The organism is Cryobacterium sp. Hz7, from assembly GCF_004402815.1.
GTDB classification, from domain to species: Bacteria; Actinomycetota; Actinomycetes; order Actinomycetales; family Microbacteriaceae; genus Cryobacterium; species Cryobacterium sandaracinum.
This window is the reverse complement of record NZ_SOFB01000045.1, coordinates 37,055-51,635: the sequence shown is the minus strand read 5'-3', so window position 1 is coordinate 51,635 and position 14,581 is coordinate 37,055. Positions and strand designations below refer to the sequence as shown.

General features: G+C 69.4%; 12 protein-coding genes and 1 tRNA gene. 1 reads left to right on the top strand and 12 read right to left on the bottom strand.

The window, feature by feature from the left end; translation table 11 throughout:
• Positions 1-7 precede the first annotated feature (7 nt).
• The 9 genes from E3N86_RS09365 to topA form a co-directional block, all read right to left on the bottom strand.
• Complete coding sequence (locus E3N86_RS09365) at positions 8-1,426, bottom strand: D-alanyl-D-alanine carboxypeptidase/D-alanyl-D-alanine-endopeptidase (RefSeq protein ID WP_241986005.1); 1,419 nt, start codon at positions 1,424-1,426, stop codon at positions 8-10.
• A gap of 29 nt (positions 1,427-1,455) precedes the next feature.
• A complete protein-coding gene (locus tag E3N86_RS09360; RefSeq protein WP_206751010.1) occupies positions 1,456-3,813 on the bottom strand; it encodes a bifunctional diguanylate cyclase/phosphodiesterase in 2,358 nt (785 codons plus the stop codon).
• 233 nt (positions 3,814-4,046) lie between these two features.
• Positions 4,047-5,078 (bottom strand): Gfo/Idh/MocA family protein, encoded by a 1,032-nt coding sequence (locus E3N86_RS09355; protein ID WP_134511830.1) that lies wholly within the window; start codon positions 5,076-5,078, stop codon positions 4,047-4,049.
• A gap of 473 nt (positions 5,079-5,551) precedes the next feature.
• A tRNA-Thr gene (locus tag E3N86_RS09350) sits at positions 5,552-5,627 on the bottom strand.
• Between the two features lie 45 nt (positions 5,628-5,672).
• The gene (locus tag E3N86_RS09345) at positions 5,673-6,311 is read right to left on the bottom strand and encodes a TetR/AcrR family transcriptional regulator (RefSeq protein WP_134511829.1); all 639 of its coding nucleotides are present in this window, start codon (positions 6,309-6,311) and stop codon (positions 5,673-5,675) included.
• Between the two features lie 45 nt (positions 6,312-6,356).
• The gene (locus tag E3N86_RS09340) at positions 6,357-7,910 is read right to left on the bottom strand and encodes an alpha/beta hydrolase (protein WP_241986004.1); all 1,554 of its coding nucleotides are present in this window, start codon (positions 7,908-7,910) and stop codon (positions 6,357-6,359) included.
• A 31-nt stretch (positions 7,911-7,941) separates the two neighbouring features.
• A complete protein-coding gene (locus E3N86_RS09335) occupies positions 7,942-9,105 on the bottom strand; it encodes a DNA polymerase III subunit delta' (protein ID WP_134511828.1) in 1,164 nt (387 codons plus the stop codon).
• A 319-nt stretch (positions 9,106-9,424) separates the two neighbouring features.
• Complete coding sequence (tmk, locus tag E3N86_RS09330) at positions 9,425-10,081, bottom strand: dTMP kinase (RefSeq protein WP_241981683.1); 657 nt, start codon at positions 10,079-10,081, stop codon at positions 9,425-9,427.
• Positions 10,078-13,101, bottom strand: coding sequence for a type I DNA topoisomerase (topA, locus tag E3N86_RS09325; protein ID WP_104099402.1), 3,024 nt, complete (start codon positions 13,099-13,101; stop codon positions 10,078-10,080). Before topA ends, tmk begins: the two co-directional genes overlap by 4 nt.
• A 138-nt stretch (positions 13,102-13,239) precedes the next feature.
• Here topA and E3N86_RS09320 point away from each other — a divergent pair, with 138 nt between their 5' ends.
• Complete coding sequence (locus E3N86_RS09320; protein WP_134511827.1) at positions 13,240-13,479, top strand: hypothetical protein; 240 nt, start codon at positions 13,240-13,242, stop codon at positions 13,477-13,479.
• 49 nt (positions 13,480-13,528) lie between these two features.
• Here the strand turns inward: E3N86_RS09320 and E3N86_RS09315 are convergent, their stop codons facing one another.
• Genes E3N86_RS09315 through E3N86_RS09305 form a run of 3 tightly spaced genes read right to left on the bottom strand, consistent with a single transcriptional unit; the run spans position 13,529 to position 14,545 of the window.
• Complete coding sequence (locus E3N86_RS09315; RefSeq protein ID WP_134511851.1) at positions 13,529-13,900, bottom strand: Rv3654c family TadE-like protein; 372 nt, start codon at positions 13,898-13,900, stop codon at positions 13,529-13,531.
• 41 nt (positions 13,901-13,941) lie between these two features.
• Entirely contained in the window at positions 13,942-14,400 is a 459-nt protein-coding gene (locus E3N86_RS09310) for a TadE family type IV pilus minor pilin (protein ID WP_134511826.1), read from the bottom strand.
• Positions 14,381-14,545, bottom strand: coding sequence for a DUF4244 domain-containing protein (locus E3N86_RS09305; RefSeq protein ID WP_241986007.1), 165 nt, complete (start codon positions 14,543-14,545; stop codon positions 14,381-14,383). The genes E3N86_RS09310 and E3N86_RS09305 overlap by 20 nt, the downstream gene beginning before the upstream one ends.
• Positions 14,546-14,581: the final 36 nt, after the last annotated feature.

The following is a 14,581-nucleotide window of genomic DNA, read 5'->3' as shown; positions in this document are numbered from 1 at the left end:
GTTGAAGTCAGGAGTTCGACAGGTTGTCGCCGCAGCGGAAGAACCCGGCGGTGATGGTGTCGAGCGCCTGCTTCGCATTATCGCTCACATCCCCGAGCGCGTAAACGGCGAAGGTGAGCGGCGTGCCGTCGGCCGCCCGGATAATGCCGGAGAGCGTGTAGCCGGTGTCGATCCAGCCTGTCTTGGCGAAGACGGCGCCGTCGGCGACGGTGTTGTCGCCCGTGAACCGGTCGCTGTAGGACAGCGATCCGGTGGGTCCACCGGCGATCGGTAGGCCGTCGAAGATGACGCCGAGGTCGCCGTCGCGCGCGTTGATCTTGACGAACAGCCGGGTGAGATACGACGGCGGTACGGCGTTGTCGTCGCTGAGGCCTGAGCCGTCCCGGATGATGATGCCGGTCGTGTCGATGCCATAGGCGTCGAGCGCCGTGACGACGGACTCCTGCAGGGCGCCGAAGGTGTTGCCGGCCCCGGACTCCACCGCGACGAGCCGGGCGAGCATCTCGGCGAGGGTGTTGTCCGACACGATCAGCGACTGCCCGATCAGCACGGACACGGGCTGGGACCGGGCGGCGGCGAGCTGTTCGGCCCCGGCCGGCGCGGTGCCGACGCTGACGCTCACGCCGCCGCCGAGCGCGGCGGCGAAGGCCGCGCCGGCGCGCCCGACGGGGTCGGCGCTGCGGGAAGAGCTCTGACGCGAGGGGTCGTCGCGGTCACCGTCGACCTGCAGGGCGGTCACGTCGGGCATGGAACCGGCGTTGCGTTCCAGTTCATCCCAGCTCGGTTCCCAGCCGGGCCCGCCGAAGAACGAGGCGTCCAGCACGAGGGAGGTGATCGGCGGGTTCGCCGGGTTCGCCCGCCAGGCGGCGAGGGTCTGGCGGGCGAGCTCATCGACGTGGGCTGCGCCGGGGTAGACGGATTCCGTGCCGGTGGGCAGGCGCGTGAGGGTGAGGTCTCCCCCGCCGACCAGCACGACAGACCCCGGTGTGCTGCCGGTGACGACGGTGGTCGTGGCCCGGTAGTCCGGTCCGAGCACCTCAAGGGCGGCGGCGCTGGTCAGCACCTTGAGCACGCTCGCCGTGCGTGAGGAGGTATCGCCGCCGCGGTCGAAAAGCACCTCGCCGGTGCTGGCGTTGATCACCTGGGCCTGGAAATCAGCCAACCGGGGGTCGGCGGCCAGCGCTGAGACCGAACACGTACGCAGGTTTCTGGCATCGGAGGCGGTGGCCGGCACAGGGCGCTCCGAAACGGGTTCCGCGGCCGGCACGTTCACGCTCGCACCGGTGTTCGCGGCGGCGATGGAGGCGGTGGCCGCGGCATCCGGGGCCCGGGTCGACGCCCCGATCAGGACGGCACCCGCGCCCAGCAGCACCGCCACGGTGACGAGGACGGCCGCGAGGCGTTTGCGAGGCTTCGATTCTTCCACCCGTGAACCCTACCCGCCGGGCTTGTGAGTCAGCCGGTGCCTCGTGCCCACGGCGTTGCAACGGCGTTACTGCGGCGTTGCGACGGCGCCCGCGTGGCCGCCGGCGCGTGCCGGGCGGCGAGCCAGGCATCCAGTGCCGCGGCCGGAAGCGGGCGGGACATGTGGAAGCCCTGGGCCTCGTCGCAGCCGTACCGGGTCAGCTCGGCGTAGGCGACGGCGTCCTCGACGCCCTCCGCCACCATGCGCACGCCGAGGCTGTGCGCGAGCGCGATGATCGAGGCCACCAGGGCCGCGGCCCTGGCGTCGTCGGCCATCGGGAACACGAAGGACTTGTCGAGTTTGAGCTCGTCGATCGGCAGGTCCCGGAGGTAGGCGAGGGAGCTGTAGCCGGTGCCGAAATCATCCACGGCGATGCGGATGCCGCTCTCCCGCAGGCGGATCAGGATGTCCCTGGCCCTGGCCCGGTCTTCCATCAGGAACTCTTCGGTGATCTCCAGCATCAGGTCGGCGGCCGACAACCCCCGCACCTGGATCATGGCGGCGATGCGTGCGGGCAGATCGGACTCGATCAGGGTGCTGGGAGACATGTTGACCGCAACGGTCAGCGGTGTTCCCTGCGCACGCCAGACCGCGGCCTGGTCGAGCGCCTTTCCCAGCACGATCCGGGTCAGGTCGCGCATGAGCCCGACGTCTTCGGCCAGGGTCAGGAACACGTCGGGAGGCAGCAGACCCCGGCTCGGGTGCTGCCAGCGCACCAGCGCCTCCACACCGTGCACGTGCCCGGTGGCCAGCTCGATCTTGGGCTGGTAGTGCAGCACGAGTTCGTCCGTGGCGAGGGCGCCGCGCAGGTCTTCCATCATCCGCAGCCTGGAGTCGCCGTGATCGTCGTCGGAGCAGACGAAGACGTGGTGCCCGCTGCGGGAGGACTTGGCCTTGTACATGGCCATGTCGGCCTTGCGCAGCAGCACCTTGAGGGTGTCACCCTGGTCGGGGAATAGGGCGATGCCGATGCTGACGTTGGACTCGATCGCGATGCCCTCCAGCGTGAACGGCCGGGCCAGGACCGCCCGCAGCCGCGCGGCCGCCGCCACGGCCTCGTCGTGGCCGGCGTCCTGGATCAGAAGCGCGAACTCGTCGCCGCCGAGCCGGGCGAGAAGATCGCCCGGTCGTCGCTGATCGAACAGGCGCGATCCGGCCTGCACCAGCAGCAGATCGCCGACGTCGTGGCCGAGACTGTCGTTCACTTCCTTGAACCGGTCGATATCCAGGAGCAGCAGGGCACACCGGTGGCCGTCCCCGGGCATGAGGTGAGCGGATGCCTCGGCGTAGAGGGCGCGCCGGTTCGGCAGCCCGGTCAGGTCGTCGGTGCTCGCCTGGCGGTGAAGGTCGGCCATCCGCCCGATCTGCCGGGAGGCGAGCTGGGTGCGCACGGTCCCGAGCACCAGGGTCACGCCTGCGAGGAGCACGGCGCCTGTGGAGATCTTCACCTGCGTGCCGAGGACGAGCACCGCCATCCCGGCGATCGTGGCTGCCCCGGGCACCGCGAGAGTCCACACGCCGCTCAGGGGGCGCCGGGCGGTGACACCGGGCCGAGCCAGGTCCCACGCCCAGACCGCAATGAGGGTGAGGCCGAGCGCCCAGCCCGCATCCAACGGCTCCCCGAAGGTGTACGTTCCGGCGGAAACCTGGAAGGCGTAGACGGCGTCGGTTGCCGCGAAGATCAGGAGTCCGAGCACCAGCAGGGCCCACCGTCGGCCCACGTCGAGTCCGCGGGCGGCGGCAATCCCCGTGATGACCGACACGAGCAACAGATCGAGCAGAGGGTAGCTGGCGGACACCAGGGCGGCCGGGGAGGGCGGCCAGACACCCGCGGATGCAATCACCGGGCTGAGCAACACGGCCAGCACGGATGCCGCGCCAAGCGACCCGATGGCTCCGTCCACCAGGACCGACCGGGGTATTTCACCACGCTGACGGTGGACCAGGACAGCGAGTCCGGCCAGGATCAGCGGATAGAAAAGCGTGTAACCGATGTCGGCCGGAGACGGAAACGAGAGCGTCGCCGCGCCCGCGAGCAGGTAATAGGTGCTGCCGAGGGTAAAGGCCGTCATCGCGGCCGACACCAGAATCAGCTGCGTGCGGCCGCGCTCCGCGCGGAGCGCGGCTGCCCAGCAGAGCAGGGCCGGGAGCCCCGCAGTGATTAGCGACAAGGAGCCGGTGAAAACCGGGCCGAAGGCGGCGAACAGGCCGATCGCGTAACCGATCAGCAGCACCCACATCAGCCACAGGATCCAGCGGCCGAGCCGCGCATGGCGAAGGGAGCGGTCATCGATTCGATCCGCGTGCGCGTTGGCGTGCATCGGATCCCCCGCTCCCGTTGCGTACACGCTAGCCGAGCCGTCATGGGCCGATGGACCAACGCCACCGAGTATGACCACCCCAAAACGGGGGGTGGCGTCACCCGACGGGCGGAACGAACTCGAACGGCTCGACGACGGAGCACGCGACCAGCGCGCCGAGGAGCCGCAACGGCCACGTATGGGGGCGGTGAGGCCGGTTCGTGACACCACCACGGGATCCACGGAGCGCCATTCTGCCCCCTCCCGCTCTACTGGTCAGATTATCGACCGGAGCACGGCGCACGGACTCCCGCGTACTCCCCGGGGTACCGCAGGCCGATTTGCGCGCGCACCAGGTCGAGCGTCTCCATGATCGCCACCACTTCCTCGACCGGCAGGATGTCGCTCGAGATCTTGCCGGCCCGGATCAGTTGCTCCGCTTCGGCCGCCTGGTAGTGCATGCCGCGCCCGTTGATCTCGGCGGTGAAGGTCTCGATGACCTCGTTCGCGCTGTTGAGCACCCGGAAGTCCGTGGGCGAGTACCAGACCCGGTCGATGTCGATGCGGCCCAGCGTGCCGAGGATGGTGGCCGTGTTCGGGCCGGTGGTGTTGCTGGCCGACAGGGTCTGGGCGATCTGCCCGCCCGCGTAGCGGAAGGTCGTGGCGATCTGCGCGTCGGCGCCGGTGGCCTTGAAGGTGGCGGTCGCGAGGATCGTCTCGGGGCGTCCGAACAGTTCGGACGCGAAGGTGAGCGGGTAGATGCCGAGGTCGAGGAGCGCCCCGCCGCCCAGGTGCATGGCGTTCAGCCGGTGCGCCGGGTCATCCGGCAGGTCCTGGGTGTGATCGGCGATCAGGGTGCGCACGTCGCCGAGGGTGCCCTCGGCGAGGATCTCGCGGATGCGCACCATGTGCGGCAGGAACCGGGTCCACATTCCCTCGAGCACCAGCAGCCCCAGGGTCGCGGCGAGGTCGACGACCTCGCGGGCCTCGGCGCCGTTCAGGGTGATCGGCTTCTCGATCAGAACATGCTTGCCGGCATTCAGGGCGAGCTTGGCGTTCTCGGCGTGAAACGGATGCGGGGTCGAAATGTAGATGATGTCGACATCCGGGTCCGCGGCCAGGGCCTCGTAGCTCGGATGAGCCGTGGGGATGCCGAACTCGGCCGCGAAGGCATCCGCCGACGCCTGCGAGCGGGAACCGACCGCCTGCACCTGAAAACCGTTCCGGACGAGGTCGTTCGTGAATGCGTGGGCGATCCCGCCCGTGGCCAGGATTCCCCAGCGAATAGTGTCGGTGCGGGTTGTGTCGGTCATGGGATCAGCCTAGCGATCGCATGCGGCCGGCGGTCGAGCCCGTCACGACCCGGCGACCTGGTCCGGCGGCCCGGCACCGGGCATCCGTGGAGACAGCACGGTGACTCCGGAGATTTTCGCAACACGCCGCTCGGCCGGGCCGTAGAACCGGCGTTTCCCGAAAATCTCCGCGTTTACGTGACGACGGATGCCCCGGTCGGCTCAGTCAGCCTCAGGTTGCGGGCTCAGTAGGGCGGTATCAGCTCGATGAGCCGCGCCGCGTGCGTGCGTGCGTGCGTGCCTGCACTAAGTGGCTTTCCGCAAGGTTGCGGTTGGCGACCACGCGGGTGAGGCGACTTCGGTCGATGAGGCGGTCGATTTCGTCCCGGCCACGAGCCCAACGCCCCTGTACGCGATTCGGGTGACTTCGCGGTGCGCACTCGCGTGCCGGGCGTGCGCGGCACGAGCGAAAGCCACGGCTGCCTGAGTTGAGATGGAGCCGCCTATCAGAATCGAACTGATGACCTTCTCATTACGAGTGAGACGCTCTACCGACTGAGCTAAGGCGGCGTCACGATTATTCCTCTCGGAAAACCTCGGACACAGCTACAAAGTCTAGCTGGTCTTCAGGGTCATCTCGTACAGGTCCGCGAAGGATGCCGCGACGTGCGTGGCCAGGGGGCGGGCCGCGTCGGAGTCGGCCCAGCACCGCCAGGCGTGGCGGAGCGCAGCCACGGCCACCAGGGTGAACAGGAGCGCCCGCTGCTCAAGCTGCGCCGAGCCGGCGCCGAGCTCGGGGTGGTCGACGACGAAGCGCCGGGTGACGATCTCCTGCAGTCGACCCTCGAAGTTGCGCAGGGTGGCCATCCGCATCCCGAACAGGTAGGGATTCTCCTTCATGACCTGACGCCGCGGTTGGTGGATCTCCCGGTCACCCTCGGTGTTCCTGAGGCTGACCGAGAGCAGCGCGGCCAGCTGAGCCAGGATGTCCCCATCGCGGCCGCCGTGCACGAAGGCCTCGATCTGCTCTTCGGACGCGAGGTCGAGTTCGTCGCCGACCAGCGCGGCATCCTTCGAGGGGAAGTAGTTGAAGAAGGTGCGCGGCGACACGTCGGCGAGCCGGCTGATGTCCTCGACGGTCACCTTCTCGAGCCCCCGCTTGCAGGAGAGCGTCAACACGGCGCGCTGGATGGCGCGTCGCGTTGCGAGCCGCTTACGTTCGCGTAGGCCCGGTTCCTCGTGGTGCAGCGACATGCCTCAATTCTTACACAGCGCGCAAATCTGCAGCCAGGCGGATGCTCAGCACATCGGGTCTTCGGCCGGCACCGTGCCCTTCAGCAGGTAATCGTCGACGGCCGAGTTCACACAGTCGTTCGATTTGTTGTAGGCGGTGTGCCCTTCGCCGGTGAAGGTGACGAGGTGGCCGCTGGCGAGCTGCTCCGACAGGTTCTCGGCCCACACATAGGGTGTGGCCGGGTCGTTGGTGGTGCCGATGACCAGGATCGGGTCGGCCCCCTCGGCGACGATCTCGGACCGCTCCCCGTCAAACTGGTAGGGCCAGTTGGCGCAGCCGATGTCGCCGAACGCCATGTACTTGCCGATCGTCGGGGCGGCCTGTTCGATCTCGGCGGCCTGCGCGCGCATCGAGGCGGGATCGTCGTTGTAGCTGTAGTCCACGCAGTTGATTGCCAGAAAGGCCTCGGTCGCGTTGTCGCGGTAGGTGCCGTCGGCGGACCGGCCGTTGTAGCCGTCCGCGAACTGGAAGGCCATGTCGGCGTCGCCCTGCAGAACGCTCGCGAACATCTCGCTCAGGTTCGGCCACGCGGTGGCCTGGTAGAGCGGGTAGATGATGGCGGTGAGCAGCGTGTTCGCGCCGAGTCGACGGCTGTCGGTGGCCGTGATCGGGCTGACGTCAACCGAGGCGAGCAGGGCTCCGATGGTAGTCATGGCCTCGTCGACGGTGCCGTCGAAGGGGCACTCCTCGCCGGCCAGGCAGTCGGCCAGATAGGAGCGCAGCGCGTTCTCGAACCCGGTGGCCTGCACCCGGGTCACATCGGCGTTGCTGGTGGACGGGTCGAGGGCGCCGTCGAGGGCGAGGCGTCCGACCCGCTCGGGGTAGAGGTCCGCGTAGGTCGCACCGAGGAAGGTGCCGTAGGAGTAGCCGAGGAAGTTGAGCTTCTCGTCACCGAGCGCGGCGCGCAGCAGGTCGAGGTCGCGGGCTGCGCTGAGGCTGTCGACGTGTGCGAGCAGGGCGCCGGTATTCTCCTGGCAGGCGGCCCCGAAGTCGACGGCGGCCGTCGACAGCTCCTGGATCCAGGCGTCGCTCCCCCGCACCGCGGCGGGCAGGCCGTAGAGGTACTCGTCCATCTCAGCCGGTTCGTAACAGCTCACCGCCGAGGAACGGCCCACCCCGCGCGGGTCGAAACCGACGACGTCGAAACCGGCCTGCAGCTTCGCATCCGTGGCGTAGTCGAGGGAATCCTTCACGAAGTCGTAACCGGAGCCGCCGGGGCCTCCGGGATTGACCAGCAGGGAACCCACCCGGGTGCCCGTGGCCGGATGCCGCACCAGCGCCAGGTCGACCGTCTCGCCGCTGCCCGGGTCGGCCCAGTCGAGCGGCGCCGAAGCCGTGGTGCACTGCAGGCCGGAGTCGCAGTCCGCCCACTTCAGCACCTGGTCATAGAACGGTTCGAGGTCGGCGTCGACCTTCTCCCCGGTCGGGACCGAGGTGGTCGGCGCCTGCCCCGGCAGGAACAGCGGCACGCAGCCGCTGAGGCCCATGGCGAGCACCAGTGCCAGGGCGGTGGCCCTGGCACGCGCCGACAGGGTGCGCACGCGAGTTCGTCTGGTCAACGGATTCCCCTTTTCTGGGACGTGTTCTCGGTCACCGGCGGATTGCCGATACGAGCATGGCCTCGAGGGCCAGCGCCGGCGCCACGTTCGATTCGATCCGCTGCCGGGCTTGGGCGATCGCGTCCAGGGTGAACAGCGTGGCGGCGGGCGCACAGACGGTTCCCGCCGCCCGCACCTCCGTGAGGAGTTCCCGGTTGATGACGCTGGTCTCCCGGCCGAGCTGCACCATGATCACGTCGCGGTACAGCGAGGTGAGGTCGACCAGGATGCGGTCGATCCCGTCGCGGAGGCTGCGGGTGGCCCTCCGCTTCTGGTCATCTTCGAGGGCCTTGATCTGGCTGCGCAGGCCGGGCGGGACCGACTGTCCCGGCTCGACGCCCAGGGAGCGCAACACGCCCTCACGCTCGGCGGCGTCGCGCTCGAGTGTGATCGCCTTCGCGTCGTCACCGGCGATGGCGAGCAGCCGGGCCGCCGCATTCACCGCCGCCGACACGCCGCGGATGCCGAGGGCCGCCCGCAGGGTCTCCTCGCGTCGCGCTCGCGCCTCGGGGTTCGTCGCCAGGCGGCGGGCCATGCCGATGTGGCTCTGCGCCTCCCGAGCGGCTCGTTCCGCGGTGGCCCGGTCGACACCGTCCCGGGACACGAGCAGCTCGGCGACGTCGTCGATGCTCGGCACCCGCAACCGCACCGATCGCACGCGGGACCGGATCGTGGGCAGCAGGTCAGCCTCGCTGGGAGCGCAGAGAATCCACACGGTGCGCTCCGGCGGCTCTTCCAAAGCCTTGAGCAGAACGTTGGAGGTGCGCTCGACCATGCGATCGGCGTCTTCGACCACGACCACCCGGTAACGGCCCACCGACGGTGAGTACTGCGAGCGCTTCACGGCCTCTTTGACCGAGTCCATCTTGATGATGACGCCCTCGGTGGAGAGCACGGTCAGGTCGGGATGCGTCCGGGCGTCGACCAGGCGGCGGGCGCTCTCGTCACCGGCCTCGGTGCCGGGACTGAGCAGCGCGGTCGCGAAGGCGAACGCGAGGTTGGAGCGGCCCGAGCCGGGCGGCCCGGTGATCAGCCAGGCGTGCGTCATGGCCGACCCGGCGCGCGCCTCGGCGTCTCCGTCACTCGGACGTTCGGCCGCCGCGCGGAAGATCGCGATCGCTCTCGCCTGACCCGTCAGGCCATCCCACACAGTCATCGGACCAGAGTACCTTTCGTCGGTGACAGAGGGCTTAGAGCTCGTCCAGCCGGCGCCGTCAGCTGGTTGCGCCCCCGGCAGGGCCCGTCCAGTCGGCGCATTCCGTCCAGCCGGCGCAGCACCGCGCCTGATGCCGAACCAATTCGACGGAGATTTTGCCGAAAACGGCCGGTTTGGGGCCGATAACGGGGTCCAGGGCCAAAATCTCCGTCGAATTCGCACGGCGCACGGCGCACGGCGAGCCCGCGCGTGAAACGGATGCCGCCGCAGCGGCGGGCCGCCGGGCCGCAGCGGCCTCGGACATCCGTTCACTTCGCCTCTAGAGCAGCGCGGCGACCCGGTCGCGGATGACGGCGGCGATCTCGGCCACCGGACGCCCGGCGTCCACGACCAGAAACCGCTCCGGCTCGGCGTCGGCCAGGGCGAGGAACGCGGCGCGCACCCGGCGGTGAAAGTCGCTCTTCTCCGCCTCGAGCCGGTCGAAGGGCTTGTTCTCAGCGTCGAGGCGGCCGCGCGCCACGGTCTCGTCGAGGTCGAGCAGCACGGTCAGCGCGGGCAACAGTCCCTCCGCCGCCCAGAGCGACAGATCACGCACCGGGGTGGCGTCGAGCACCCGTCCGGCACCCTGGTAGGCGACGGATGAGTCCAGGTAGCGGTCCTGGATCACCACTTCGCCTCGGGCGAGCGCCGGCCGCACCGCGGTCGCGATGTGCTGGGCCCGGTCGGCGGCGTAGAGGAGCGCCTCGGCCCGCGGTGCGATCTCACCGCGGTGGTGCAGCACGATCTCACGGATGGCGCCGCCGACATCCGTTCCGCCGGGCTCGCGGGTGCGCAGCACGGTGCGCCCGCTCTGCCGGAGCCAGTCGGTGAGAAGCTCCGACTGGGTCGTCTTGCCGCACCCGTCACCACCCTCGAGGGTGATGAACAGCCCGGCAGCGGCGGGACCGGTCACGGCTTCCGGAACTTCTCGGGTCACGACAGCGACGACGCCTGGGTCGCGGCCTTCGCGGCCGCGGTGGCCGCCCGGGTCGCCGCAGCCTTGGCCGCCGTCGCGGCCTTCTGAGCCGGGGTGCGCTGAGCGCGCACCGTCGTGGTGGCACCCGACGGAGTCGGCTTTTTGACGGCCGACTTCCGAGCCGGGGCCTTCCTGACCGCCGTCTTCTTCGCCGGGGCCTTCTTGACCGCCGTCTTCTTGGCCGGGGCCTTCTTCGCCGGCGCCTTCTTGACGGCCGGGCCCTTGGCGCGCTTGTCGGCGAGCAGCTGCACGGCGCGGTCGAAGTCGACCTCCTCCACCGTCTCGGCTTTCGGGATGGTGGCGTTGGTGATGCCGTCGGTGACGTAGGCGCCGAACCGGCCGTCCTTGATCTTGATCGCCTTGCCGCTCTCGGGGTCGGGAGCCTCGAACTCCTTGAGCGCGCTCGACGCCCGCCGGGCGCCGTACTTGGGCTGGGCGTACAGGTCGACCGCACCGGCCAGATCGATCTCGAAGATCTGGTCCTCGCTGGTCAGTGACCGGGTGTCCACGCCCTTCTTGAGATACGGGCCGAACTTGCCGTTCTGGGCCGTGATCTCCGCGCCCGTCTCCGGGTCGAGGCCGACCACGCGCGGCAGGGCGAGCAAATGCAGGGCCGTGTCGAGGTCGATCGTGGCGAGGTCCATGGTCTTGAACAACGAGGCCGTGCGCGGTTTCACCGCGGCGACCTTCTTCGCCGGGGGCTTGCGCTTGGGCTTCGCGGCCGCGGCCGTCGTTTTGGTCGTGGAGGCAGCCTCGGCGGCGGCCGAATCGGCAAGCAGGGTCACCTCGCCGGTGACCGGGTCGATGGTCTCGCCGGGTTCGACGACCTCGACCTCGGGCTCCAGCTCGGTGACGTAGGGGCCGAACCGGCCGTCCTTCGCCACGATCCGCTTGCCGTTCTCCGGGTTCTCGCCGATCACGCGGTCGGTGATGACCGGCGCGTCGATGAGTTCGCGGGCTTTCGCCGGGGTCAGCTCGTCGGGGGCCAGGTTCGGCGGGATGTTCACCCGGCGCGGCGGGGCATCCGGTGCCGCGCCCGGGTCGATGACCTCGAGGTAGGGACCGTACTTGCCGATGCGCAGGGTGATGTCGTCGCCGATGGGCATCGAGTTGATCGAGCGCGCGTCGATCTCGCCGAGGTTGTCGATGACCTGGCGCAGGCCGCGGTGCTTGTCGGAACCGAAGTAGAAGCTGGTCAGCCAGTCCACCCGGTCGGCTTTGCCGTCGGCGATGCGGTCGAGGTCGTCTTCCATCTCGGCGGTGAAGTCGTATTCGACCAGGTCGGAGAAGTACTCCTCGAGCAGGCGAACGACGGAGAAGGCGATCCAGTTGGGCACCAGCGACTGGCCGCGGGGGGTGACGTAGCCGCGCTCGGTGATCGTGGAGATGATCGACGCGTACGTCGAGGGGCGGCCGATGCCGAGCTCCTCGAGCTTCTTCACCAGGCTCGCCTCGGTGTAGCGGGCGGCCGGGGTGGTCTCGTGGCCCTTGGCTTCCACGTCGAGCAGGGTCAGCTTCTGGCCCTCTTCGAGCGGCGGCAGCTTGGACTCGGTGGCGTCGGTGGGTGCGTTGCGCTCCTCGTCACGGGATTCCTCATAGGCCAGCATGAAGCCGCGGAACGTGATCACGGTGCCGCTGGCGGCGAATTCCGCGAGCACCCCGGATGTCGCGGGGTGCGTGGACGTGCCGGTCGGCCCGGCCGCGATGGTCACCGACGCGGTCGAGCCGGTCGCATCCGCCATCTGCGAGGCGACGGTGCGCTTCCAGATCAGGTCATAGAGCTTGAAGTCGTTGCCACGCAGAGTGGATGCGAGCGCCGAAGGGGTGCGGAATGTGTCGCCGGACGGACGGATCGCCTCGTGCGCCTCCTGAGCGTTCTTGCTCTTGCCCTTGTACAGGCGGGGCTTGTCGGGCACCGTTTCGGGGCCGTAGAGCGCCGCCGCCTGGGTGCGCGCGGCCGTGATCGCCTGCTGCGACAGCGACGGCGAGTCGGTTCGCATATAGGTGATGTACCCGTTTTCGTAGAGCGACTGGGCCACGCTCATGGTCTGGCGGGCGGTGAAGCGCAGCTTGCGGGCCGCCTCCTGCTGCAGGGTCGAGGTGGTGAAGGGCGCGGCCGGGCTACGACGGTAGGGCTTGGCGGTCACCTTCGTCACGGTCAGGGCGACCGATGGTTCCTTGAGGGCGGTGGCCAGGGCGAGGGCGGATGCCTCGTCGAGCGTGACCGCCGTCACCTTGGGTTTCAGCCGGCCGAGGTCGTCGAAGTCGCCGCCGGAGGCGATGCGCTCTCCGCCCAGGCGCACGAGCTTCGACTGGAATGCGGAATCCGCCCGGGACGCGCCGGTAGCAAGCTGGGCGATGAGGTCCCAATAGCCGGCCGACACGAACGCGAGGCGCTCGCGTTCGCGTTCGACGACGAGGCGGGTGGCCGCGGACTGCACGCGGCCGGCGGACAGGCCCGGGCCGACCTTGCGCCAAAGCACGGGGGAAATCTCGTAGCCGTAGATGCGGTCGAGGATGCGCCGGGTCTCCTGCGCGTCGACGAGGGCGGTGTCGAGGTCGCGGGTGTTGTCCTTCGCCTGAAGGATGGCTTCCTTGGTGATTTCGTGGAAGACCATGCGCTTGACCGGCACCTTGGGCTGCAGGACCTGCAGCAGGTGCCAGGCGATGGCCTCGCCTTCGCGGTCCTCATCAGTTGCGAGCAGGAGTTCGTCGGCGTTCTTCATGGCCCGTTTGAGTTCGGCCACGGTCTTCTTCTTCGCGTCGGACACGACGTAGTACGGCTCGAAACCGTTTTCCACGTCGACCGAGAACTTGCCGAGCGGACCCTTTTTCAGTTCGGGTGGCAGGTTCTTGGGCTCGATCAAGTCGCGAATATGGCCGACCGAGGACAAGACCTCGTAGCCGTCGCCCAGATACGCGGCGATCGATTTCATCTTCGTCGGCGATTCGACAATGACCAGCTTCTTAGTGCCTGGCACCAGACTCCTCTTTATAGGTACGGGTCCAAGTGGGCCATGGCACACCATACACACTTCAATATGGTGCCTGCCTAATCGACCACGCCGCGCGAGACCATTGGGGGTTGCCAGGCCCGCGCTGGCGGAGACAATTGGAGCATGGCGAATTCAGCGACGGGCACGTACACCGCGAAGCTCACGGACGGCCCCCTCCAAGGCAAGACAGTCACCACCCAGTTCCTGGAATCCGGCGATCCGCGGCCGCGACTCGAGATCCCTGCCGACGGCAACAAGCGCTACCTCTATCTACGCGGCTCCGGCCTCGAATTCGACTCCAGCACATCTCCGGCTCGACCCACCGCCGTGGACTACCGCTACATCGAGGCCCTCTTCGACTGAGCCGCCCGTGGCTTTCGCGCCGGTAGCTTTCCCGCCGGCTGAGACGAAGTCAGCCGGCGGGGCCGCCGGGCGAATCGGGCGGCCCGGCCCGTGCCTGCGCGCCCAGCTCGAACCCGAGGTAGCCGCGCACCGCGGTCACCGATGCGATCAGTCCCTCCACCGTGCAGACGGTGACGGATGCCCCGTTCAGCCTCGCGGCTTCGGCCGCCGCCGCGCAGGGAATCCCGGCCACGGCGCCCGAGGCGGTGTCGGCGGCGGCGAGCGCCGCGGCATCCGCTGCCCCCTGCACCGCCTGACCGACCACCAGCGCGGCGAACAGCGGCAGCAGCACCGCCGTCAGGAGCATGATCGCGCCCAGCACCCCGACAGCTAGCACCGTGCCCGAGCCGCGCTCGGGTGCTGACCAGTGCCGCCGCCGCAGAGCCCGGGAAGTCAGCGTCCGGGACCTCCCCCGGCGGGGCCTCACCGGCCACCGCCGAGCGCGCAGGACCCGGCCCGGAGCGTGAGGCCGAAGGCCGCGAAAGCGCCGAACGAGCTCGGTGCGCGCAGGTTTACGCAGACGAACTCACCCCGGCGCTCCGGGGTCATCGAGGCCCCTTGCACCGCCCGCTGCACCAGCCCAGAGGCCCGGTCGACGCTGTCGCCGCGGGAGAGGGACCGGGCGGCGTCGGCCGCGGCATCCGTGAGGCGCACCTGCTGGCCGATCACCTGCAGGGCGCCCAGGCAGCAGGCGAGCACGAGCACTACAGCCGGAACGACCGTCGCGAACTCGGCGGTGACGCTGCCGCGGTCGCGGGGGCGGTCCCTGGGGCCGGGGCGGCGCCGCGCGCGGCTTCGGGCGCTCGGGGCGTCGTCGGAGTGCACGTCGGAGTGCACGTCGGAGTGCCCGTCGGGCCGGCGGCTACCCCACGGAAAGCGCATTGCGCACCAGATCGGTCAGGATGCCGCGCACCTCGTCCCCGCGCAGGATGACGATCAGGAGGCCGGCGAATCCGACCGCCGCCATCGTTGCGACGGCGTATTCGGCGGTGGCTGCACCCGTCTCGGCGCGCAGGCCGCTCGGCAGCCGGAACCGATCGGGGCGCGGAAGCCGGGGTGCCGG